The 21,357-nt window shown below is 64.3% G+C and carries 16 protein-coding genes and 1 tRNA gene; 13 read left to right on the forward strand and 4 right to left on the reverse strand.

Going from position 1 to position 21,357, the window contains the following annotated elements; genetic code table 11:
• The first annotated feature begins 12 nt into the window (after positions 1 to 12).
• Positions 13 to 87, forward strand: a tRNA-Glu gene (locus tag R5H32_RS13320).
• A gap of 167 nt (positions 88 to 254) precedes the next feature.
• On the opposite strand, the gene R5H32_RS13325 is transcribed toward R5H32_RS13320, so the two are convergent.
• Both R5H32_RS13325 and R5H32_RS13330 read right to left on the reverse strand, forming a co-directional pair.
• Positions 255 to 617, reverse strand: a complete 363-nt coding sequence (locus R5H32_RS13325) for a hypothetical protein (RefSeq protein ID WP_318339174.1) — start codon at positions 615 to 617, stop codon at positions 255 to 257.
• 180 nt (positions 618 to 797) lie between these two features.
• A complete protein-coding gene (locus R5H32_RS13330; RefSeq protein ID WP_318339175.1) occupies positions 798 to 2,816 on the reverse strand; it encodes a CocE/NonD family hydrolase in 2,019 nt (672 codons plus the stop codon).
• 145 nt (positions 2,817 to 2,961) lie between these two features.
• On the opposite strand from R5H32_RS13330, the gene R5H32_RS13335 reads away from it, so the two are divergent.
• Genes R5H32_RS13335 through R5H32_RS13380 form a run of 10 tightly spaced genes read left to right on the forward strand, consistent with a single transcriptional unit; the run spans position 2,962 to position 15,502 of the window.
• Positions 2,962 to 3,669 carry an XRE family transcriptional regulator gene (locus tag R5H32_RS13335; protein WP_318339176.1) on the forward strand — a complete coding sequence of 236 codons (708 nt, stop codon included), beginning with the start codon at positions 2,962 to 2,964 and terminating at the stop codon, positions 3,667 to 3,669.
• Positions 3,670 to 3,715: 46 nt separating this feature from the next.
• Positions 3,716 to 5,272, forward strand: a complete 1,557-nt coding sequence (locus R5H32_RS13340) for an ABC transporter substrate-binding protein (protein WP_318339177.1) — start codon at positions 3,716 to 3,718, stop codon at positions 5,270 to 5,272.
• 45 nt (positions 5,273 to 5,317) lie between these two features.
• Positions 5,318 to 6,262: an ABC transporter permease gene (locus R5H32_RS13345; protein WP_318339178.1), complete on the forward strand. Its 945-nt coding sequence runs from the start codon at positions 5,318 to 5,320 to the stop codon at positions 6,260 to 6,262.
• A 25-nt stretch (positions 6,263 to 6,287) separates the two neighbouring features.
• Positions 6,288 to 7,100, forward strand: coding sequence for an ABC transporter permease (locus R5H32_RS13350; RefSeq protein WP_318339179.1), 813 nt, complete (start codon positions 6,288 to 6,290; stop codon positions 7,098 to 7,100).
• Positions 7,097 to 8,056, forward strand: coding sequence for an ABC transporter ATP-binding protein (locus R5H32_RS13355; RefSeq protein ID WP_318339180.1), 960 nt, complete (start codon positions 7,097 to 7,099; stop codon positions 8,054 to 8,056). The genes R5H32_RS13350 and R5H32_RS13355 overlap by 4 nt, the downstream gene beginning before the upstream one ends.
• The gene (locus tag R5H32_RS13360; protein ID WP_318339181.1) at positions 8,053 to 9,033 is read left to right on the forward strand and encodes an ABC transporter ATP-binding protein; all 981 of its coding nucleotides are present in this window, start codon (positions 8,053 to 8,055) and stop codon (positions 9,031 to 9,033) included. The genes R5H32_RS13355 and R5H32_RS13360 overlap by 4 nt, the downstream gene beginning before the upstream one ends.
• Positions 9,030 to 11,042 carry a CocE/NonD family hydrolase gene (locus tag R5H32_RS13365; protein WP_318339182.1) on the forward strand — a complete coding sequence of 671 codons (2,013 nt, stop codon included), beginning with the start codon at positions 9,030 to 9,032 and terminating at the stop codon, positions 11,040 to 11,042. The genes R5H32_RS13360 and R5H32_RS13365 overlap by 4 nt, the downstream gene beginning before the upstream one ends.
• A 3-nt stretch (positions 11,043 to 11,045) precedes the next feature.
• Positions 11,046 to 13,067 carry a CocE/NonD family hydrolase gene (locus tag R5H32_RS13370; protein WP_318339183.1) on the forward strand — a complete coding sequence of 674 codons (2,022 nt, stop codon included), beginning with the start codon at positions 11,046 to 11,048 and terminating at the stop codon, positions 13,065 to 13,067.
• 41 nt (positions 13,068 to 13,108) lie between these two features.
• A complete protein-coding gene (locus tag R5H32_RS13375) occupies positions 13,109 to 13,969 on the forward strand; it encodes an alpha/beta hydrolase (protein WP_318339184.1) in 861 nt (286 codons plus the stop codon).
• A 27-nt stretch (positions 13,970 to 13,996) separates the two neighbouring features.
• Positions 13,997 to 15,502, forward strand: coding sequence for a M81 family metallopeptidase (locus R5H32_RS13380; protein WP_318339185.1), 1,506 nt, complete (start codon positions 13,997 to 13,999; stop codon positions 15,500 to 15,502).
• Positions 15,503 to 15,601: 99 nt separating this feature from the next.
• Here the strand turns inward: R5H32_RS13380 and R5H32_RS13385 are convergent, their stop codons facing one another.
• Together R5H32_RS13385 and R5H32_RS13390 are read right to left on the reverse strand one after the other, a co-directional pair.
• Positions 15,602 to 16,882 (reverse strand): ABC transporter substrate-binding protein, encoded by a 1,281-nt coding sequence (locus tag R5H32_RS13385; protein WP_318339186.1) that lies wholly within the window; start codon positions 16,880 to 16,882, stop codon positions 15,602 to 15,604.
• A gap of 12 nt (positions 16,883 to 16,894) precedes the next feature.
• Positions 16,895 to 17,164, reverse strand: a complete 270-nt coding sequence (locus R5H32_RS13390) for a hypothetical protein (protein ID WP_318339187.1) — start codon at positions 17,162 to 17,164, stop codon at positions 16,895 to 16,897.
• A 248-nt stretch (positions 17,165 to 17,412) separates the two neighbouring features.
• Between R5H32_RS13390 and R5H32_RS13395 the strand changes: the two genes are divergently transcribed.
• Positions 17,413 to 19,815 (forward strand): FAD-dependent oxidoreductase, encoded by a 2,403-nt coding sequence (locus R5H32_RS13395; RefSeq protein WP_318339188.1) that lies wholly within the window; start codon positions 17,413 to 17,415, stop codon positions 19,813 to 19,815.
• Positions 19,815 to 21,356: a trimethylamine methyltransferase family protein gene (locus R5H32_RS13400; protein WP_318339189.1), complete on the forward strand. Its 1,542-nt coding sequence runs from the start codon at positions 19,815 to 19,817 to the stop codon at positions 21,354 to 21,356. Before R5H32_RS13395 ends, R5H32_RS13400 begins: the two co-directional genes overlap by 1 nt.
• The last annotated feature ends 1 nt before the right edge of the window (position 21,357 follow it).

Below are 21,357 nucleotides of genomic sequence, written 5' to 3' on the forward strand. Positions count from 1 at the left end.
CACGCCAAGCGCGGCCCGTTCGTCTATCGGTTAGGACGTCAGGTTTTCAACCTGAAAAGAGGGGTTCGACTCCCCTACGGGCTGCCACTTGGTTTTTTATTCCCGAAAAATCAGACGCTTAAGGACCGGTCTTGTCACACCGTGCGCAACCGGGGTCAAAGACAGGACAGGTTTGTTCCAACTCTACCCGTCTGTCATCTTGCGAAGGGCCGCTTGGGCGCGAACTTTCTGAATGGCGCTTTTTCTGTACCTCGTTACCCCCTTGGAGGTCTGGTGATGGTGATCGCCAAGATCTCGAATTCCGTGGGGGCCATCCAGTCCAAGCGCGCGGCGGCGGCCGCTTTCCTTGGCCCGTTGAAGGAACGCTCCGACAGGCCCGCCTCGTCGCTCCATTTTCGGAAGCGATGGCCGAATCCGGCATTCTTGAATGCCCGCCCGTAACCGTTCACCAGGAACGTGAGGTCGCTTGTGGTACCGACGTCGATGATGCGTCGCTGTTCCGGGATGATCGGGATTTCCAGCCGGATCGGGGCGCAGGTCTTTCCTTTCTGCCGCTTGAAGACAAGCCATTCGCCTTGAAGGAGAGGTGATTCCGGAAATCTGAGCAATCTGGACACGTGGATGTTCCGTGTTTGAGCCGCGTCAGAAGTTGATCCGTTGGACCAATTTCTCGACGATCGCGCGGCGTGATGCTGCCAGCAAGGAGAAGACCGTGGCTAGGCGACCGCGCCGAAACCTCGGCCCTGCCTTCCGTCGGCGCACAATCTGGCACGCGGCGTTCAGATGTCCCTTCAATTTCAACCCTGACCGCCCCGGTCGGACGGCCGGAAAATCGAGCCCCAGACGCGCGTGGCGACCTCGTCGTCGTTCCACCGGACCGCAAGGCGGGAATTCACTATCAACTCGGAAGAAGTCATCCTGGAACTTAGAGTGCATTCGATCTTGCAGGTGCCATCGGGACGGGCGATTTCCTGACAGTGTTCCATCGTGCAGGTCGCGGCGACGGCCTCGTCAAGGTCCGCCCTGTATTCGGCCGATGTGCGGTAGGCGAATGTCGTCGCGGTCTGCTGGAACTGGTAGGACAAGATCGGTTGCTTCCAGCTCATTCGCAGGCAATCCGGCTCCCCGAGGTCGGTGTCGCGGACAAGCGCGCCCTCGGATCGGACGCTCCAGTTCGCCGTGGCGGGCAGCCGCCTGACTGCCGGAAACTGATGCGAAAGGGGACGGGCACGGCATTCGGTCGGCAGATCCAGCGTAGCCCCATCCGTCACGATCGAGCAACGGGCGAGCGGCAGTTCGGGCCAGACGAGGGGCCAGTAGGAAGCGGCGACGGAAAGCCGAATGCGATGACCGACGGCGAAGCGATAGGCAGTGGCCGGAAGGGTAAGACGGTATGCGGAGGGTTCGCCGGCAGCGAAAGGTCTGTCGTTGTCGAGCTTGTCGTCCAGTGCCAGATTGACGACATGGCGCGTCACGAGATTGGATCGCCCGTCCGGAGCCACGTCGCAGACCCGCAGGACCAACTGCGCGCGTGGTCGGTCGCGACGGACCGTCACCGAGACCACGGGATGGCCGATGACGTCAAGGGCGGCGGCCAAGGGGGCGCTGTCGAAGCATAGCGCTCGCGCGTCATCACCGCTTTGATCCAGGGGAAGGCCGCCGACGCGACCGAAATAGCCGGTATCTCCTGCGCAGATCCCGTGTCGCAGGTCCGAGGGGATGGCAAGTGTCGCCGCGGCACCGGCATCAGCGGCGAGGCAACCGTCATGTCGCAGGTGCAGACGGGTCCAGCCGGGCGAGCCGGGCCGAGCTATTTCGATCCAGTCGCCGTTCCGATCGTGTAGCCGGTCCTGCGGCGGATCAAATTCCCGCCGCCAAAGCCGCAGCCACGGCCAATCGGCCACCGCGTTGTCGTGGCCCTTCAACCAATGATCCCACCATTGAAGCGCGAGGTCCTGAAATCCAACGGCCGGGCCTGGTTCAGCATGGTCAGGGTAATGATGTCCCCAGGGGCCGACGATCCCCCAGCAGAGATCGGGCCGCGCCCTCGCGAGGCATATGACGGAGTTCGAGTAGCGATCAGCCCAACCGCCTATCGTCAGGACCGGGCAGGACAGACGCTCGGCCGTGAAGCGCACTGACCCGTGCCGCCAGTACGCGCCGCGCGTTCGGTTCCTGATCCAAGCTTCTAGCGGGAAGGTGGCGTCCCTGAGCCGGTCTTCCCACACGACGCGCCAGTCGGGGCCGAGCGTCGCACTGTCGGGCGGGGCGGCGAGTATGGCGGGCAATGTCGCGCCCCATTCGAAACTGTCGGTCAGAAGGCAACCGCCCATCCAGTGTATGTCGTCCTCGAACCGGTCCGCCGTCGCACAGTTGGCGAGCACCGCCTTCAGCGGTCCGGGCGCATCGACCGCGGCCTGCAGGCTGGCCGTGCCGCCCCACGAGGTTCCGAACATGCCGACCGCGCCGGATGACCAGTCCTGCACCGCGATCCATTCGATCACCTGGCGCGCGTCGCCGAGTTCCGCATCGGCATACATGTCGGGCATGACACCCTCGCTGTCGCCCGAGCCGCGCATGTCGACGCGGAGGCACACATAGCCGTGCGCTGCGAAATAGGGATGATTGCGCTCGTCCCGGGCGCGCACCATGTCGCGCTTGCGGTAGGGGATGTATTCGAGGATCGCCGGGAAGGGACCCGCCCCCCCGGGCCACCAGATCCGTGCGGCAAGGCGTGTGCCGTCCTCCATCGGGATCCAGACATGTTCCGATTCCCGTACATCACCAGCGCTCGAATGATCAATCTTCTCAGGCACTTGAAACGCCCTCCTGGACGGACAGCCGTCAGCCGTTTTCGGTCAGCGTAATACTAGCAAAGAATTTCTCTATAAAATTCTTTTCGTAGGCGAATATTGTGTCAGTATTCCCGTGCGACTCACCTTTGATGGATGTCGATCGCTGATGGACGGAAATGACTCGACCCTCGACGAAGATGCGCTCGTCGCCGCCGAGAACCTGATCTCGCTCGGCTCGGAGATGCGTCAGGTGCGCAAGGCGCGCCTGCTCACGCTGAAGGACGTGGCGGCGGCAACAGGGATCTCCGTCAGCCATCTCAGCGCGATCGAGCGGAGCGCCACCAGCCCGTCGATCGAGGTCGTCCACAAGATCGCGACGGCCCTGGACATCGACCCCGACTGGTTCTTTGCCCGTCGTCCCGGGTCCGGACCGATGGAGCGGGCCTATGTCGTGCGCAAGCGGAACCGCCGGGACCTCAACCGGCTTTACCGGGAAGACAAGACCCAGATCGGCCTCAGTGACGAACTTCTTTCCAGTTCGATCGCCGGTCAGATCTTGATGGGCATCGCGGAATACGAACCGCACTCCGAGCGGCCGGGCCATACGATCTATCAGCACGCCGGCGAACAGCATGGTTTCATTCTGGAAGGCAAACTCGAACTGCAACTCGAGAACGAATTCATCACGCTTCAGGAAGGGGACAGTTTCAGCTTTCCAACCGAAATCATTCACAACGCAAGAAATCGGACGGACAAGCCTGCTAGACTGATCTGGGCAATCGCCCCGATCGTCATTCCGAAAGACGTGGTGGTGGGGGCCCAGACGGTCCGAAAGGACCAGACAAATCAGCAAGGAGAAGGTGGCTCGGCTTGAGAGCCGAAAAGACGGAAATACGACAAACAACAGGGAGCTATAACCGATGACGATCTATCATTCCGGGGTTTCGCGTCGTTCGTTCCTCGCTGCGGCAGGTGCATTCGGGGCTGCAACGGTGGCGGTGCCACGCGTGGCTTTGTCGCAGGACGGGAAGGTTCTTACACTTAGGTCCTATTCGGACATTCAGGTTCTCGATCCGGCGTTCCGCCTGTCCGTGCCCGAGGGCGATATCATCACCGCGATCTTCGCACCCATGGTAACCCCGCAGCCCGGCGACACATGGGACTGGAAGGCCGTGGCCGTTGACAGCATCGAACAGCTCGACGATGTCACGGTGGCGTTCACGCTGAAAGACAATATCGGCTTCACTGATGGTTACGGCCAGATGACGGCCGAGGACGTGAAATTCTCGATCGAGCGCTTTGCCGACCCGGCTATGGAAAGCCCCTATGCGGGCGACTGGTCGGCGCTGAAGGAGGTCGAGGTCAAGGACAAGCTGTCCGGCCTCATCCATCTCAAGAACAAGTTCGTTCCGCTCTGGACGACGACCCTGCCTACGGCGGCTTCCTGCATCCTGTCGAAACGCGCGATGGAGGAGCTGGGCGACAAGATGACCACGACGCCGGTTGCGCAGTCGGGGCAGTACCTGCTGGCCGAATGGGTGCCAAAGCAGAAGACGATCCTGCGCCGAAACCCCGACTGGCAGCACGAACCGGGCGGGTTCGACGAGATCCACATCATCCCGATTGAAGACCCGGCGACCGCGGAGCGCGGTTTCGAAGCTGGCGACCTTGACTACACATGGACCTCGGTCTCGTCGCTTCCGCGCCTGAAGGAAAACCCGCCCGCGGGCAGCGTGGTGCTGGAAAAGCCATCGCTCGCCTATGTCTGGCTGGGGATGAACCAAGACAATGAGGCGCTCCAGGACGTTCGCGTCCGTCGGGCGATCCAGCATGCCATAGACCGCACGTCTGTAGTCGACGCAGCCTATTTCGGGGCCGCTGCCGTGGGCAACGGCATCATCGCGCCGGGCCTGCCGGGATCGCGCGACAGCGTGACCTACGACTATGACCCAGACAAGGCGCGCGAGTTGCTGGCCGAGGCCGGGGCAGAGGGCCTTAGTGTCACGCTCGACATCCTCAACCAGTCCGAACGGCTGGCGGCGGCGCAGGTCATCCAGGCCAACCTCGCCGATGTCGGCGTCACCTGCGAGATCAAGCAGAACGACAGTGGCACGTTCTGGACGCTCGGGGCGAAGGAAGGCGATTACTTCATGAATCTCCAGCTCATCCTCAGCCGATTCTCGATGCAGCCCGATCCGAGCTGGGCCACGGTCTGGTTCACACCCGAGCAGATCGGCGTCTGGAACTGGGAACGGTTCAACAGCGCCGAGTACAAGGATCTGCACGAGCAGGGCCTCGTCGAAAGCGACACTGCCAAGCGCGACGAGATCTACAAGAAGATGCAGGCGCTTATGGACGAGAGCGGCTGTTACGTCTTCTTCACCCATGAGGTCGTGGGGGCGATTCACCGCGACACGATCCTGCCCGGCCTGAAGCCGAACGGCGAGTCGCTGCTCGCCGAATTCAAACCCGCCTAAGGGAACAGGGGCGGCCCGCAAGGGTCGCTCCGCATTCTCACGAAGATGTTGCACTATACCCTCGCGCGCCTTGGGCTGGCCGTCCTCATCGTCTCCGTGGCGATGCTGATCCTGTTTTCCATGATCTACCTGATCCCCGGCGATCCGGCCGCCGTGGCACTTGGTCCGCGCGCGACCGCGTCGATGCGCGAGGCGCTTCGGATCAAGATGGGGCTCGATCAGCCAGTCTGGGTGCAGTTCTGGAATTTCTTCATCAATGCCTGGCAGGGCGATCTCGGAAATGAGGTTCTTTCGAACCGGCCGGTCTCCCGCGTCGTGATGGAGCAATTGCCTTACACGCTCGCCCTGATCGCCGGTGGCATGATCTGGTCCGTCGCGCTTGGCATCCCCCTCGGCTGCTGGGCCGCCGTCAAGCGCGGCAGTCTCGCCGACCGGCTGGTGGGCGTCCTGAGCGTTGCCGTGATTGCAGTGCCTTCATTCGTCGTCGCGATCTACGCGCTCCTGATCTTCGCCGTCTCGCTGCGCTGGTTGCCCGCGATCGGGGCCGGCGAGCCTGGGAATCTATCCGATCAGATCGTGCACCTCATCCTGCCCTCCATCGCTGTCGGGCTCGGCTGGGTCGGATACATCGCGCGCATGGTGCGCGCCTCGATGCTGGAGGTGCTGGAGGCGCAGCACATCCGTACGGCACGCGCCTTCGGCCTGCCGGATGGCCAGATCACCTATCAATACGCGCTGACGATCGCGATCCTGCCCACGATCACGCTCCTTGGTGTCGGGATCGGGCAGATGCTGTCCTCGGCGGTCTTCGCCGAAATCGTCTTTGCCCGACCCGGGGTCGGAAAGCTCGTCTATGACGCGATCCTGACCCGGAACTACCCGCTCGTCACCGGCGCCGTCCTAGTGACGACCGTGCTCTTCGTCCTGATCAATCTCGTCGCCGACCTCATTGTAGGAGCCCTCGATCCCCGTGTCCGCAGCAGCCTCTAGCACCCTCCGGTCCGCCCGGCGGATCTTGGCAGAGCCCCTTGGCGCGCTGGGGATTTTCCTGGTCGTCCTGGTTATCGGCGGCGCCGTCTTCGCGGATCTTATCGCCAGCGCCGATCCGAACAAGATCGCGCCTCGTGACCGGTTCCTGCCGCCATCACTGGACCACCTGATGGGAACCGACCAGCTTGGCCGCGATCTTTTCGCACGGGTCTTGCATGGCGGGCGGATCGCGCTTTCGGTCGCGCTCTTCGCCACCGCGGCCTCTCTCACGATCGGTATCGTCCTGGGGCTTATCGCGGGCTATGGTCCACGCTGGCTCGACAACCTCATGATTCTTGTTTTCGACGCTTTGAAGAGCTTCCCCACGGTCATGCTCGCGCTGGCGCTGGTCACGCTATTTGGCCCGTCGCTGACCGCCGTCGTCGTTGTCGTCGTGCTCGTGAACGTGCCCGGTTACGCTCGGATCATCCGCACCCAGACGCTGGCGCTGAAATCGGCGGAATTCGTCACGGCTGCGCAGAGCATGGGGGCCGGCGCAGGGCGCATCCTGCGGGTACATATCCTGCCCAACGTGATCGGGCCTTTGCTTATCCTCGCCTCGATGGACATTCCCGTCGTCATCGCGATCGAGGCCGGAATGTCGTTTCTCGGCCTTGGCGTGAGGCCGCCGACCCCGTCCTGGGGCGCAATCCTCAATGACGGCTTCACCGCGATCCGCGACACGCCATGGATCGCAGTCGCGGGCGGTCTGCCGATCATTCTGACGACGCTCGGTTTCACCTTCCTCGGAGAGACCCTGCGCGACGTGTTCGATCCAAGGCTGAAGAGGCGCGGATGACGGTCCTGTCGATCCACAATCTCAACGTGACCTTCGCGACCGAAGGCGGCGAGCTGCATGCGCTCAAGGACGTGTCCTTCGAGGTTCCCGAGCGACGCATCGTCGGAATTGTCGGAGAATCCGGCTGTGGAAAGTCGACATTGATCAACGCGATCCTCGGGCTTCTTGCGGATAACGGCCGCGTCTCGGGCGGCGAAATCCTGTTTCAGGGGCGCGATCTCGCCCGACTTGCTCCGCGCGAGATGAACGCGCTGCGCGGACCGCAGATCGCAACCGTCTTCCAGGATCCGATGGGCGCGCTCAACCCGGTGATCTCGGTCGGACGGCAGATGACCAACATCCAATATCGGTCCGGCCTGAGCAAATCGGAGAAAACCGAGCGCGCCGTGGCGATGCTGCGCCGCGTGCGCATTCCCGATCCGGAGGCGGCACTGGCGCGCTTCCCCCACCAGTTTTCCGGCGGAATGAAGCAACGTATCGCGATCGCCATGGCCTTGATGATGGAGCCCGCGCTCCTGATCGCGGACGAGCCGACGACCGCGCTCGACGCGACGCTGGAGGTCGCGACGATCGAACTTCTGCAGGAACTTCAGGCACAGATCGGCTGTTCGGTTCTCTTCATCTCGCACCATCTGGGCGTGATCGCGGAGCTTTGCGAGGACGTGGTCGTCATGTATGCCGGCGAGGTGGTCGAGCGCGGCACGACCCGGCAGGTTTTCCACACGCCACGTCACCCCTACACCGAACGGCTTCTCGACTGCGACCCGGCCCGCCAGTCGAGCCGCACGCGGCATCTGCCGACGATCCCCGGCGAAATACCCGACCTTCGCGACCGTCCGCCCGGATGCGTCTTCGCGCCGCGCTGCCGCCGCCGGGCCCCAATCTGTGACACGCCGCCGCCCGAAGAGGCCGTTCAGAGCGGCCACCTGGCCCGCTGCCACATGGTGACGACATGATCCTTTCCGTGCGTGATCTCCAGGTCTCGTTTCCGGTCGGGCGGCTCATGCAGCGCAGCGCCATTCTGGGTGTCGCCGGGGTCAGCTTCGACATTGCGGCCGGTGAAACCTTCGCGCTGGTCGGCGAAAGCGGCTCTGGCAAGACGACGCTCGCGCGCGCGGTCAATTTGCTTCAGCCGATCTCGGCGGGCGAGATCACCTTCGATGGTCAAAGGATCGACGGCCTGAGGGGCGCGACGACGAAACCGCTGCGCCGCCAGATGGCGATGATGTTCCAGGACCCGGTCGGCTCGCTTTCACCGCGGATGCAGGTCCGTGACATCGTGACGGAACCCTTCCGGGTCCACGGCGTCCAGGCCGACCTGCGGGCCGAAGCAGATCGCCTTCTGTCGCTCGTTGGCCTTTCGGGCGATTTCGCGAACCGGTTTCCGCACCAGCTGTCGGGGGGGCAGGCACGGCGCGTCGGCGTGGCGCGTGCGATCGCCCTCGACCCCAAGCTCATCATTGCCGACGAACCGACGGCGGGGCTTGACGTCTCCGTCCAGGGCGAGGTGCTGAACCTGCTCAACGACCTGCGCGAACGGCTCGGGCTCGCCATGCTGATCATCACCCACAATCTCCATGTCGTGCACCATGTCGCTGACCGGATGGCGGTCATGTATCTCGGCCGCTTCGTCGAGACGGGTGAGACCGAGGCGATCTTCCAGGCACCCGCGCATCCCTACACCGCGGCGCTCCTCAGCGCGAATCCCGAGCCAGATCCCGACAAGGCAAAGGACCGGATATCGCTGCCCGCCGAGGTTCCCTCGCTGCTTGCCCGGCCCAGGGGGTGCGAGTTCCACACCCGCTGCCCCTGGGCGCAGGCCCGCTGCACAACCGAGGCGCCGGCGACGCAGGGCGCGGACCGCCGCGTTGCCTGTCACTTTCCGTTGTCGCCGGGCGCACGCCCCCCGGCCATCAGGGAGACCGCACAATGACCGAGGTGATCGAGACCGTCTGGATTCCCATGCCCGACGGCGTGAAGCTCGCCGCTCGTCTTTGGCTGCCGGACGGTGCGCGCCAGACGCCGGTTCCGGCAATCCTCGAATACATCCCCTATCGACGCCGTGACCGCACCCGGATGCGTGACGAAAGCATGCATCCCCACTTCGCTGCCGCCGGCTATGCCGCCATCCGCGTCGATATCCGTGGCTACGGCGACAGCGAGGGCGTCGCCGAGGACGAGTATTCTCATCAGGAGATTCAGGACGGCCACGACGTCATCCAGTGGATCGCCGATCAGGACTGGTGCGACGGAAATGTCGGCATGTTCGGGAAAAGCTGGGGCGCCTACAATTCGTTCCAGGTCGCCGCGACCCGCCCGCCCGCGCTCAAGGCCATCGCGCCGGTCATGGGCTGTGACGACCGCTGGCGTGAGGACATCCATTTTTACGGCGGTTGCCTCGCCAACGACAATTTCTGGTGGGGCTCGATCATGCAGCTCTACAACGCCATGCCGCCCGATCCGGCGATCGTCGGCGCGGATCGCTGGGAACAGATGTGGCGCGAGCGCCTCGAAGCCATGAGGTTCTGGCCCGCGATGTGGCTGGAACACCAGACTCATGACGAGATGTGGCGGCGCGGGTCGATCTGCGAGAACTACGCCGATGTCGAGGTGCCGGTCTATTTCTTCGGGGGCTGGGCGGACCTCTTCCGCGATACGCCGTTCCGTATCGCGGAACATCTGAGAGGGCCGGTCAAGGTGCTGATGGGGCCCTGGGCCCATCTTTATCCGCATGAGGGCAGTCCCACCCCGAAAGCCGATTTCGTGGCCGAGGTGATCCGGTTCTGGGACCACTGGCTGAAGGGTCGGGATACCGGGCTGATGGATGAACCGCCGCTGAGGTTCTGGTTGCAGGACAGTGTGGCACCCGCCGGCAGCCAAGCTGACCGGCCCGGCCGCTGGGTGGAGGAGGTCCGATGGCCATCGCCGAATGTGTCCGACCGGGTTCTCTGGCTCAATCCTGACGAACTGGGCGACGAACCGAAAGGGGGATCGGACATGTCGGTCTGCTCGCCGCAGACCTTCGGTTCGGCCGGCGGCGACATGTGCTCCTTCGCGATCCCCGGCGACATGCCGACCGACTGCCGGAGCGATGCCGGCGGTGCACTGCAGCTTCGCGGCACACCGCTCGAAGCGCCGCTCGAAATCCTTGGTCAGCCGAGGGTCGATCTCCGTGTCAGTGCCGATCGCCAACAGGGTATTGCAGCGGTTCTGCTGATCGACGAGGCACCAGACGGTGCGCAGACCCTGATCACGCGCGGGTTCTGCAACCTGACCCATCGCCTCGATGACACGGCACCGGCGCCCGTCGTTCCGGGCGAGGAGATGGCGGTGACCGTGCCGCTGCACGGCATCGGCTACCGGGTTCCGGCCGGGCACCGGCTGGTCCTTCAGATCGCGTCGGCCTATTGGCCGATCCTCTGGCCCGCACCCGAGCCGGTGACGCTGATGCTCCGCTCCGGAAACTCGGCGCTGCATCTGCCGGTTCGCACCTCGACCCGCAACGCCCCCGAACCGCGACCTTTGCCAGACCCGCCGAAGCGCGAGGGCCGCCGCCCGGTCACGCGGGTCCGGGACGGGTCGATGGAGCGTTCCATACATGCCGACCTGACCACGGGCCTCGAAACCCAACGGTTCTTCCTTGATGGCGGCGTATTCGGCCCCGTCGGCGATCTAAGGCTCGACGATATCGGCACGGTACTCGGCGATATCTCCGACCGCCGCTACACGATCCACGCCGCCGATCCGCTCTCGGCGCGCGCCACCATGGAACAGGAGGCGCGGTTCACGCGCGACGACTGGAAGGTGCGGATCAAGACCTACGCGGAGCAGACCGCGACCGCGACCGACTTTCACCTGACCGCCCGGATCGAGTGCTGGAGCGGCGACGAGCTGTTCTTCGAGAACGCCCAAGATTTCACCATCCCCCGCAACGGAATGTAAGCCATGCCCGATATTCCTGTCCGGACCGACTACCCCCGCAAGATCCGCGAGATAGAGAATTGCTGGATCCCGATGCCCGACGGCGTGCAGCTCGCGGCGCGGATCTGGCTGCCCGAAGACGCCGAAACCGACCCGGTGCCCGCGATCCTCGAATACCTGCCCTACCGCAAGCGCGACGGGACGGTGGAGCGAGACCACCTGACCCATCCATATTTCGCGGGGTTCGGCTATGCCGGCGTCCGCGTCGATATGCGTGGCACCGGCGACAGCGAGGGCGTGTGCAAGGGCGAATACCTGTTGCAGGAGCAGGACGATTGCCTCGCCGTGATCGACTGGCTCGCGGCCCAGCGCTGGTGTTCCGGCAAGGTGGGCATGATCGGGATCAGCTGGGGCGGGTTCAACGGCTTGCAGGTCGCCGCGCGGCGTCCACCGGCGCTTGGCGCGGTGATCTCGCTCTGCTCGACCGACGACCGCTATGCCGACGATATCCACTTCATGGGCGGCGCCTGCCTCACGGACAAGCTCGCATGGGGTGCGACCGCCTTCGCCATTGCCCACACGCCGCCTGACCCGGCGATCGTCGGCGAAAGGTGGCGCGACATGTGGCGCGAGCGGCTGGAAGGCAACGGTCTCTGGATGCTCGACTGGTTCCGCCACCAGCGGCGCGACGCCTTCTACCGGCACGGATCGGTCTGCGAGAACTACGCCGACATCGAGGTGCCGGTCTACGCGGTGGGCGGCTATGCCGACGGCTACACGAACCCGATCTTCCGGATGATGGAGCACCTGCCGGGGCCGAGAAAGGCGCTGGTGGGGCCCTGGGCGCACAAGTATCCGCATTTTGCCACGCCTGCACCGCGCATCGGTTTCCTGCAGGAATGCCTGCGCTGGTGGGACCAGCACCTGAAGGGGATCGAGACCGGCATCATGGACGAGCCGATGATGCGGCTCTGGATGCAGGAGCCGGCCGCGCCGAGCCCCTATGCAGTGGACCGACCGGGCCGCTGGCTCGGCCTGCCGGAATGGCCGCGCGCCAAGAAAGATGTGCGGGTGCTGCACGTCGACGCCGACGGACTTCATGCCAGCCAGGCGGCAGGAGCCGAGCCGATCACACTCCGTTCGCCCGAGACGGCGGGCATGGCCGCCCAGACCTGGTGCATCTACGGCACCGGTGCCGACGGGGCGCTCGATCAGAACCACGAGGCGGGGCGTATGTCCTTCTTCGAGAGCGCGCCCCTCGCCGAGGACATGGAGATCCTGGGCTTCCCGCTACTGAAAACTCGGGTAGTGAGCGATGTGCCACAGGCCAACCTCGCCGCCGTCCTGTCGATGGTCGCCCCGGACGGCAGTGCGCGGCTCGTCAGTTTCGGCGTGCTCAACCTGACCCACCGCGACAGCCATTCTCAACCCGAACCGCTGCCCGAAGGCACACCGGTGGATGCGGTCGTGCAACTGAACGTCATTGGTCAGCATATCCCGGCTGGCTTCAAGCTCAGGCTCGCTCTGGCCTCCGCCTACTGGCCGATCATCTGGCCGTCGGCCGAGAAGGCGACGCTCCACCTGACCGACACGCGGTTGGATTTGCCGCTGCACGACCGGGCGGATGACGGGCCCGAATTGCCCGCGTTCGGACCCGCCGAAGGCGCGGCGCCGCTTCGCGTCGAGATCATAGAGGCCGGGTCGGAGCGCCGAACCCTGTTGCAGGACTATTCCACGGGGATCGAGACCTATACCCGCTTCGACGACACCGGACGACAGCGGCACCTGCACACGGGCATGACCGTTCGCTATGTCACGGACGATCAGTTCCGCATCCATCCCGACGATCCGAATTCAGCCAAAGCCACGATTCGCTGGCAGAAATCCTATTCCCGTGACGATTGGCGGGCCGAAGTCGCGGTGACGGTTGCTGTGGAGGCGCTGCGAGACACTTGGAAGATCACCGCCGAACTCGAGGCGCGCGACGTCGATGGCCTTGTCACCGAGAAGTCGTGGTCCGAGGCGATTCCGAGAGATCTTGTTTAAACGCCACGGGGCTTTGCCGCGACGCGAATGGAGGAGCGCGAATGGGTGCATTTCCCGGTTTTGGACCAGGCGTGGAATTCCACAGCCTGACTTCGGACGGTGTCACGATGCGGGTCGCGATCGGTGGCCACGGCCCCGACATCGTATTCATCCCCGGCGGAGACACAACGGCCGAGGGCTATTCGCAGCAATTCTCGCGGCTTGGCGACCGCTTCCGCTGCATCTCCTACGATCCGCGCGGCGCAGGCGCCACGACGGCACCGCCGGCGCCCTGGACGATGGCAGACTACGCCCGCGACTGCGCGGCGGTGATCGACGCGTTCTGCGACGGCCCGGCCATCGTCTCGGGTCTTTCGTTGGGCGGGCTGGTCACCCAGCAGACGGCGATCGACTTTCCCGACAAGGTAAGGCTCGCCATCCCGATGGGCACCTCTGCCTATATCGACGGCTTCACCCGAGACTGGATGCAGGCCGAAATCGATCTGCGCAAGGACGGGATCGTGCTGCCCGACTATTTCCTGGCGCCGCATTACGCACCCTACGCTTTCCCCGCCAAGGCACTGGGCAATGCCGACCTCTGGGCCGAAATCAAGGCCGCCTATACCGAGCGGTTCCGCGACCGCGACCCAAAGGACCTGATCGACCAATGGGAGGCCTGCCTGGACTTCGACTGCCGTGAGGGATTGAAGACCTGCCCGGTTCCAATCCACGTCATCGCCTTTTCCGAGGACGTGCAAACGCCACCTGCCATGTGCAAGGTCGTCTCGGATCTGGCACCCCGGGGCACCTTCCACGAGATCGCTGGCCTTGGCCATGTTTCGGTCGCCCGCCATCGCCCCGACATCGTCGCCGAAAAGCTGCGCGAGATCATCTCGGAGGAGTTGGCGCATGGCGCGCACTGAGGTCCGGGCCGACGGCAAAGGGCAACCATGGCACTGATCGCCATTGCCGGTTTCCAGCACGAGACGAACACCTTTGCACCGGGGCGTGCGGGTCTGGCGGAGTTCGAGATGGCCGACAGTTGGCCGGCCCTTCTGACCGGCGCGGCGGTGATCGAGGGCACGCGCGGCATGAACCTGCCGATTGCCGGTTTTGCCGCTGCGGCGAGTCGCGATCCCGAAGTGATCCTGCTCCCGATCCTCTGGTGTGCGGCAGAACCTTCGGGTCCGGTGACCGACGAAGCCTTCGACTCGATCGTCGGTCGCATCCTTGCGGGCATTCGAAGCGCTGCCCCGGTTGATGCGATATATCTCGACCTGCACGGCGCGATGGTCACCGAAAGCCTTGAGGACGGCGAGGGCGCGCTGCTCCATCGGCTGCGCGATATGGTCGGCCCGGATCTGCCGGTCGTCGTCAGCCTTGACCTGCATGCGAACCTGTCTGCCGAAATGGTGCGGCATGCCAGCGCGATCTGCATCTACCGGACCTATCCGCATCTCGACATGGCCGAGACCGGGGTACGCGCGTTCGGCGCCCTTCGTGCCCAACTTGGCGGACAGCGGCCCGCGATGGCGTTCAGGCAAGCGCCGTATCTGGTGCCGCTCCATGCTCAGCATACTGGCACCGAACCGGCGCGGAGCCTCTATGCGGGACTCGTCGCACTTGGGGACGACGGGGCGCCCCATGCCGAGCTCGCGCTTGGATTCACCGCGGCCGACATCGCGGATGCCGGACCGGCGGTTGTGACCCACGCACCCTCGCAGGATCAAGCCGAACAGATGGCCGATGTCGCCCTGGCCGATATGCTGGCGGCCGAGCCACGGTTCGATTGTTTGCTCCTTTCACCGGGGAGTGCCTTAGCGAGAGCACTTGCCGCGCCGCCGGGGCGGCCCGTCGTGATTGCCGACGTGCAGGACAACCCCGGTGCCGGCGGGACGTCGGATACAACCGGTCTTTTACGTGCGCTGATCGACCAGCGTGCAACCGGCGTGATCCTCGGGCTGATGCACGACCCGGACATTGCGGAGGCAGCGCATAGGTCCGGGATCGGCGAAACGATTTCCGGCGCGATGGGCGGTCGGTCGGGTTTGCCCGGTGATCAGCCATACGAGGGGCTTTTCCGCGTCGAAGCCCTGAGCGACGGCCATTGCCGCTATACCGGAGAGATGTACTGCGGTGGAACGGCAATGCTGGGACCAAGCGCCGCGCTAAGTGTTATCGAAGGCAGCTGCGACATCCGCGTCGTGGTCACCTCGATCCGGATCCAGTGCCTCGACCGCGCGCTGTTCACCCATTTCGGACTGATGCCCGAGGCTGCGCGCATTGTCTGCGTCAAGAGCACCGCCCATTTCCGGGCCGATTTCGAGCCGCTGGCCCAGGAGATTCTGCTCGTCGAGGCCCCCGGCGCATTCCCATGCGTCCTCGCGGATGTTTCCTACAAGAGACTGCGTCCAGGGGTGCGCCTCGGTCCGACTACGGCACCCCTCAACACCTAGCCCAACGCGAGAGCCGTCCGCCCGGTCATTGCTTGCCCGATCAACCCGGCCCTTGGGGCCGCCGCCGGCGGCCCCTGCCTTGACGCGCTGCGCCCCGGCTCAGCTGGCAAGGTAAATGTCGTGCAGGTCAAGCTGATAGAACGGATGCACGTCAACTGCGGCGAACTTCCCGTTTGAGTGGTTGAAGTCCGACCGCCAGTAGGGCTGAATCATCACGCTTTCTTCCTGCATGATCTCTTCCAGCCGCTTCATGACCTCGCGCCGGGCATCCGCATCGGCGATCGACAGCGCCTTGGTCAGCAACGCATCGAATTCGGCATTCGCGAAGCCGCTTTCGTTCGAGGGAACGCCGGATTTGTAGGCCAGTGCGAGCACCTGTACGCCAAGGGGCCTCGGCCCCCACTCGGTGGCCGAGAACGGGTATTTCGTCCAGTCGTTCCAAAACGTCGAACCGGGCAGGATCGTCCGCTTGATGTTCATGCCGGCATCCCGCATCTGGGCCGCCACGGCATCACAGGTATTGGCCTGCCAGTCGTTGTCGAGAGAAATGAGCTCGAATTCCGTGTCGCCGTGGCCGGCTGCGTCGATCATCGCCTTCGCTGCCGCGGGATCGTGGGGCATCGGCGGCAGCTCGGCATATTCCGGGTGTATCGGGCAGACATGGTGGTTCTCGGCCGGCAGCCCCAACCCGGATATCGCAAGCTCGAGCACCTGCTCGTTCGCCACCGCCATCTGGATCGCCTTGCGCACCTCGCGGTTGTCATAGGGCGCCGAGAGCTGGCTGAAGCGCACGGCGATGGTGTTGGCCGTCACCACCTCGCTCCGGGTCCAGCCGATGGAATCGAAGGTTTCGACGTAGTCGCCATCGGTCCGGTAGGTCAGGTCGATCTCGTCGCCTTCGGAGGCGGCCAGAAGTGCCGCCTGGTCGGTGCCGAGATCGATGAACTCGATCCGGTCAAGCCAGCCGCCTCCGCGCCAATGGGTCAGGTCGGGGTTGCGCACCAGAACGCCGGCAACGCCGACGTCGTAGCTTTCCGGATAATAGACGCCGGTTCCGATCGGATTATCCAGAAGATCGCCGTCGTTGTAACTGCGATGCACAACGGCCGCCGGATAGTCGGAAAGCGCCGCGATGATCGAGATGTCGGAATTCACGAGGTGAAGCTGCAGCGTGTGGTCATCGATGATCACGACAGCACCCTCCTTCAACAGCCTGGTCTCCGGATCCTGCAGTGCGGCGACACGGGTCGCCATGGAGTTGCCTTCGACATTGCCATCTGCCCAGCGAGCGAAGTTGTGCAGGACATCCTCGGCGGTAAGGGCGTCGCCGTTGCTCCAGGTCACGCCCTGACGCAGGTGCAAAGTGTACTGATCCGCCATCTCGTTCGCTTCTCAGCTTTCAAGCAGGCTCGCAGAGACGGTTCCGTCGCGGTTGAAATTGACGAGGTAATCCAGCCAGCCGCGGCAGAAATTGGCATATTCGGTCCAATCCCAGGTCCGAGGATCCTTGAGCGCCTTGGTCTCCATGTTCACGCGCAGCGTGCCACCGCGTGCAGGCGCCGCCTCGGCGGGCGTGGGCATCGTCAGACCGAGCACACCATAGGCTGCCGCCGCCGAAGTGCCGAGCGCGGTGGCGCGCGCCAGGAACTCGCGACGGTTCATCTGACCGTCTGCGTGTTCGCGCGCATACATCGCGACTAGAGGGTGAAGATTCCGATCCATTGCATCTTTCGCTGCTCATCCTCCCAGATTCCCGAGCGTGGAATAGACACTAATGTACGTATAACGCGAATATAGATTCGCTTATGCCTTTTTTGTTGGAAAAATGAGCCTGTTCACTTATGTCTATCCGGGTGGCGATCATCGCTGCCAAGACTCAATTCGCCAGCGCCAGACAGGGAGTGTTCCTCATGAAGTCGCACTATAGGGTTGTCGTGATCGGCGGCGGGGTCGTTGGGGCCTCGGTGCTGTATCACCTTGCCAAACTTGGCTGGGCCGATGTCTGCCTGATGGAGCGTTCGGTGCTGACGGCGGGGTCGTCGTGGCACGCGGCGGGCGGCTTCCATGCTCTGAACGCCGACCCGAATATTGCGTCCCTGCAGGCCTATACGATCGACCTTCTGAGCGAGATCGAGAAGGAAAGCGGCCAGTCCGTCGGCATGCACATGACCGGCGGCATGACGCTGGCGGGAACGCCCGACCGGTGGGAATGGCTACAGTCCGCTTACCGGACATTCCAGTCGATCGGGATCGAGGATGTCCGCCTGATCACGCCTGAAGAGGCGCAGGAAAAGTGCCCGGTTCTGTCCACCCACGGCATCCTGGGCGGCATGTGGGCGGACCGAGAGGGTTATGTCGACACCACCGGCACGGTGCAGGCTTATGCCGGTGCCGCGAAGAAGCGCGGCGCAGAGGTGATCGAGCACAATCGCGTGCTGGAGTTGCACCAGACGGCCGAAGGCTGGAAGGTCGTGACCGAGAAGGGCGTGGTCACCTGCGAACACGTCGTCAATGCTGCCGGCCTGTGGGCCAAGCAGGTTGGTCGTATGGCGGGGATCGAGCTGCCGGTTTCGCCGCTCAACCACCACTACCTGATCACCGAGGCCATCCCCGAGATCGCCGAACTTGATCATGAGGTGCCTCTGGTCGTCGACCTCGAAGGCTTCACCTACATGCGGCAGGACCAGAAGGGCATGCTGCTGGGGATCTACGAGGTCGACCACCAACACTGGATGATGGACGGCGCGCCCTGGAACTACGGCTTTCAGCTCCAGCAGGAAGACCCCGACCGGATCGAACGCGAACTGACGCTGGGCTTCGAACGCTACCCGGTGCTTCAGAAGGCCGGGATCAAGACCTGGGTCAACGGCGCCTTTACCTTCTCGCCCGATGGCAACCCGCTGGTCGGCCCGGTGCGCGGAAAGCCCGGCTACTGGTGCGCCTGCGCGGTCATGGCAGGCTTCCTGCAGGGCGGCGGCGTCGGCAAGAGCCTTGCCGAGTGGATCGTCGAGGGTGAACCCGAGGCGGATATCTTCGGGATGGACATCGCCCGCTACGGCGCCTTTGCCGAGAACAAGGAATATATCCGTCAGACCACGGGGCAGTTTTACACCCGCCGCTTCGTGATGACCTATCCGAACGAACAGCTCCCCGCCGGGCGGCCACTGAAGATGTCCGGCGCCCACAGCGAAATGACGGCGGCCGGATGCCGCTGGGGCGCGAGCTGGGGACTGGAAGTACCGCTCTATTTCGCACCTGAAGGGTTCGCGGAGAAACCGACGCTGAAGCGATCTAACGCCATTCCTCTGGTCGCTGAGGAATGTCGCGCGGTGCGCGAGGCTGCGGGGCTCCTGGACATTACGGGCTTTTCGCGGTTCGAGGCGACGGGCCCGGGGGCTGAGGCCTGGCTCGACCGGATCATGGCCTGCAAACTGCCCGGACCGGGCCGCGCTCGGCTTGCGCCGATGCTGTCGGAATCCGGCAGGCTGAAGGGTGACCTGACTGTCTTCAACTGGGGCGACGGGACCTGGTGGATCATGGGCAGCTACTACCTGCGCGCCTGGCACATGCGCTGGTTCACCGACCATGCGGGCGACGGTGTCGAATTGCGCGACATATCGGACGCCACCGTTGGCTTCGGCGTCTCGGGGCCAGAAAGTCGCCGGATTCTCGAAAGGCTCACAGATGGGCCGATTGCCGATCTGCCCTTCATGGGCTGCGGGACGTTCGACATCGGTCTCATCCGGGCCAGGGTCGGTCGACTGTCAGTTGCCGGCGAGCTTGGCTACGAGATCCATTGTGCAGCCGCAGAGCACATCGCTCTGCGGCGCATGCTGCTGGCGGCAGGCGCCGACCTCGGCCTGCGCGAGGTCGGCTTCAACGCGCTTCTCTCGCTCCGGCTTGAGAAATCCTTCGGCATCTGGAGCCGTGAGTTCACTCAGGCCTATACGCCGGGTGAAACCGGCATGGACCGCTGGATCGCCTGGGACAAGAGCGACTTCGTCGGCAAGGCGGCGGCCTTGGCCGAACGTGAAACCGGACCGTCGCGGCGGGTGGTGATGCTGGAGGTAGACGCGACGGATGCAGACGCCTCGGGCTACGAGCCGATCTGGCGGGATGGCCGGCGCGTCGGTTTCGTCACCTCGGGCGGGTACGGTCACACGATGGGCAAGTCCTATGCGCTGGCGATGATCGACGAAGGCGCGAATGCGATCGGCACAGGTCTCACCACGCATATCGTCGGACAGGAGCGGCCGGCCCGCGTGATCGCACCGTCGCCGTATGATCCCGAGGGAAGGAGGATGCGCGGATGATGGAAACCGAAACCGGAGCCCGACGACGTGGCCGCCGCGGCGGCGACCGTACCGAAGGCGCAAGACGCAGCGTCAACTACAGCCGGCTGCGCAACCCCTTCCCGCCGATGAAGGTCTTCTCCGACGACCGGATAGCGGCAATGCACGAAACCGCGCTGCGCATCCTCGAAGAACTCGGTGTCCGCGTACTCCTGCCCGAAGCGCGGGACATCTATCGCGCCGCCGGGGCGCGGGTGGACGAGGACAGCCAAATGGTCTTTCTCGGCCGCGAGATCGTGGCGGCGGCCCTTGTCTCCGCGCCTCGGTCCTTCGCGATTCGCGGCGGAAGTCCCGAGCGCGACCTGCTTCTCGAACTCGGCGGCCTGACCTTCCAGCCGGGCGCGGGCTGCCCGCATGCGACCGATCTGGAACGCGGCCGGCGGCCGGGAACCGAGAGGGATTTTCGCGAGCTTGTGCAACTGACCCAGGCCTTCGACGTCCTGCACCTTGTCCCCCCGCTCGTCGAGCCGCAGGACGTGCCGGTCCATCTGCGCCACTACGCGACGATGAAGGCCCAGGTCGAACTGTCCGACAAGGTTCCATTCGTGTTTTCGCGCGGCACGCCGCAAACGCGGGAAAGCTTCGAGCTTCTGAAGCTCGCACGCGGGCTGGACGACGCCGGATTTGCCGCCGATCCGCATTGCTACACGATCATCAACACCAATTCTCCCCGGCAACTCGACATACCGATGGCGCAAGGCCTGATCGACTTCGCCCGTGCCGGGCAGGTCGCGATTGTGACGCCCTTCACCCTGATGGGAGCCATGGCGCCGATCACGGTCGCAGGCGCGATCACTCTCAGCCATGCCGAGGCCCTGGCGGCGATCACCCTGAGCCAGCTCGCCCGGCCCGGCGCGCCAGTAATGTACGGCACATTCACCTCGAACGTGGACATGAAGTCCGGTGCTCCGGCGCTTGGCACGCCGGAGCACTTCAAAGCGTCCCTGGCCGCCGGGCAGCTTGCGCGACTGATCGGCCTGCCATGGCGCTGCGCGACCGGATCGGCGGGCAATATCAACGACGCGCAGGCCGCGCACGAGACGCAGTTCGCGCTCTGGGGCTGCCTCATGGCCGGGGCGACGACGATCATCCATTCCGCCGGGTGGCTCGAAGGCGGGCTGAACATCAGCTACGAGAAGATGATCACCGATATCGAGGCCTTGCAGATGGTCGCAGAGCTTTGCACCGAAACACCCTGCGGCGACGATGAAATCGGCTTTGATGCAATTGCGGAAGTCACTCCGGGCGGGCACTTCTTCGCGACTGCGCAGACCATGGCCCGTTACCAGAGCGAGTTCTACGAACCCCTTGTCGCCGACTGGTCAAACTTCGGCACCTGGACCGAACGCGGGGCTCAGGACGCGAACACGCGCGCGACGGGCATCTGGAAGCGTATCGTGGCGGAGGATTGGCGCGCACCGCTCGATCCCGGCAGGATCGAGGCTGTGAAAGACTACATCGCGCGCCGTACCGCCGAGGGCGGCGCCCCACCGGAGAGCTGAA

Origin of the sequence: Defluviimonas sp. D31 (assembly GCF_033436765.1) — a bacterium.
GTDB lineage: Bacteria > Pseudomonadota > Alphaproteobacteria > Rhodobacterales > Rhodobacteraceae > Albidovulum.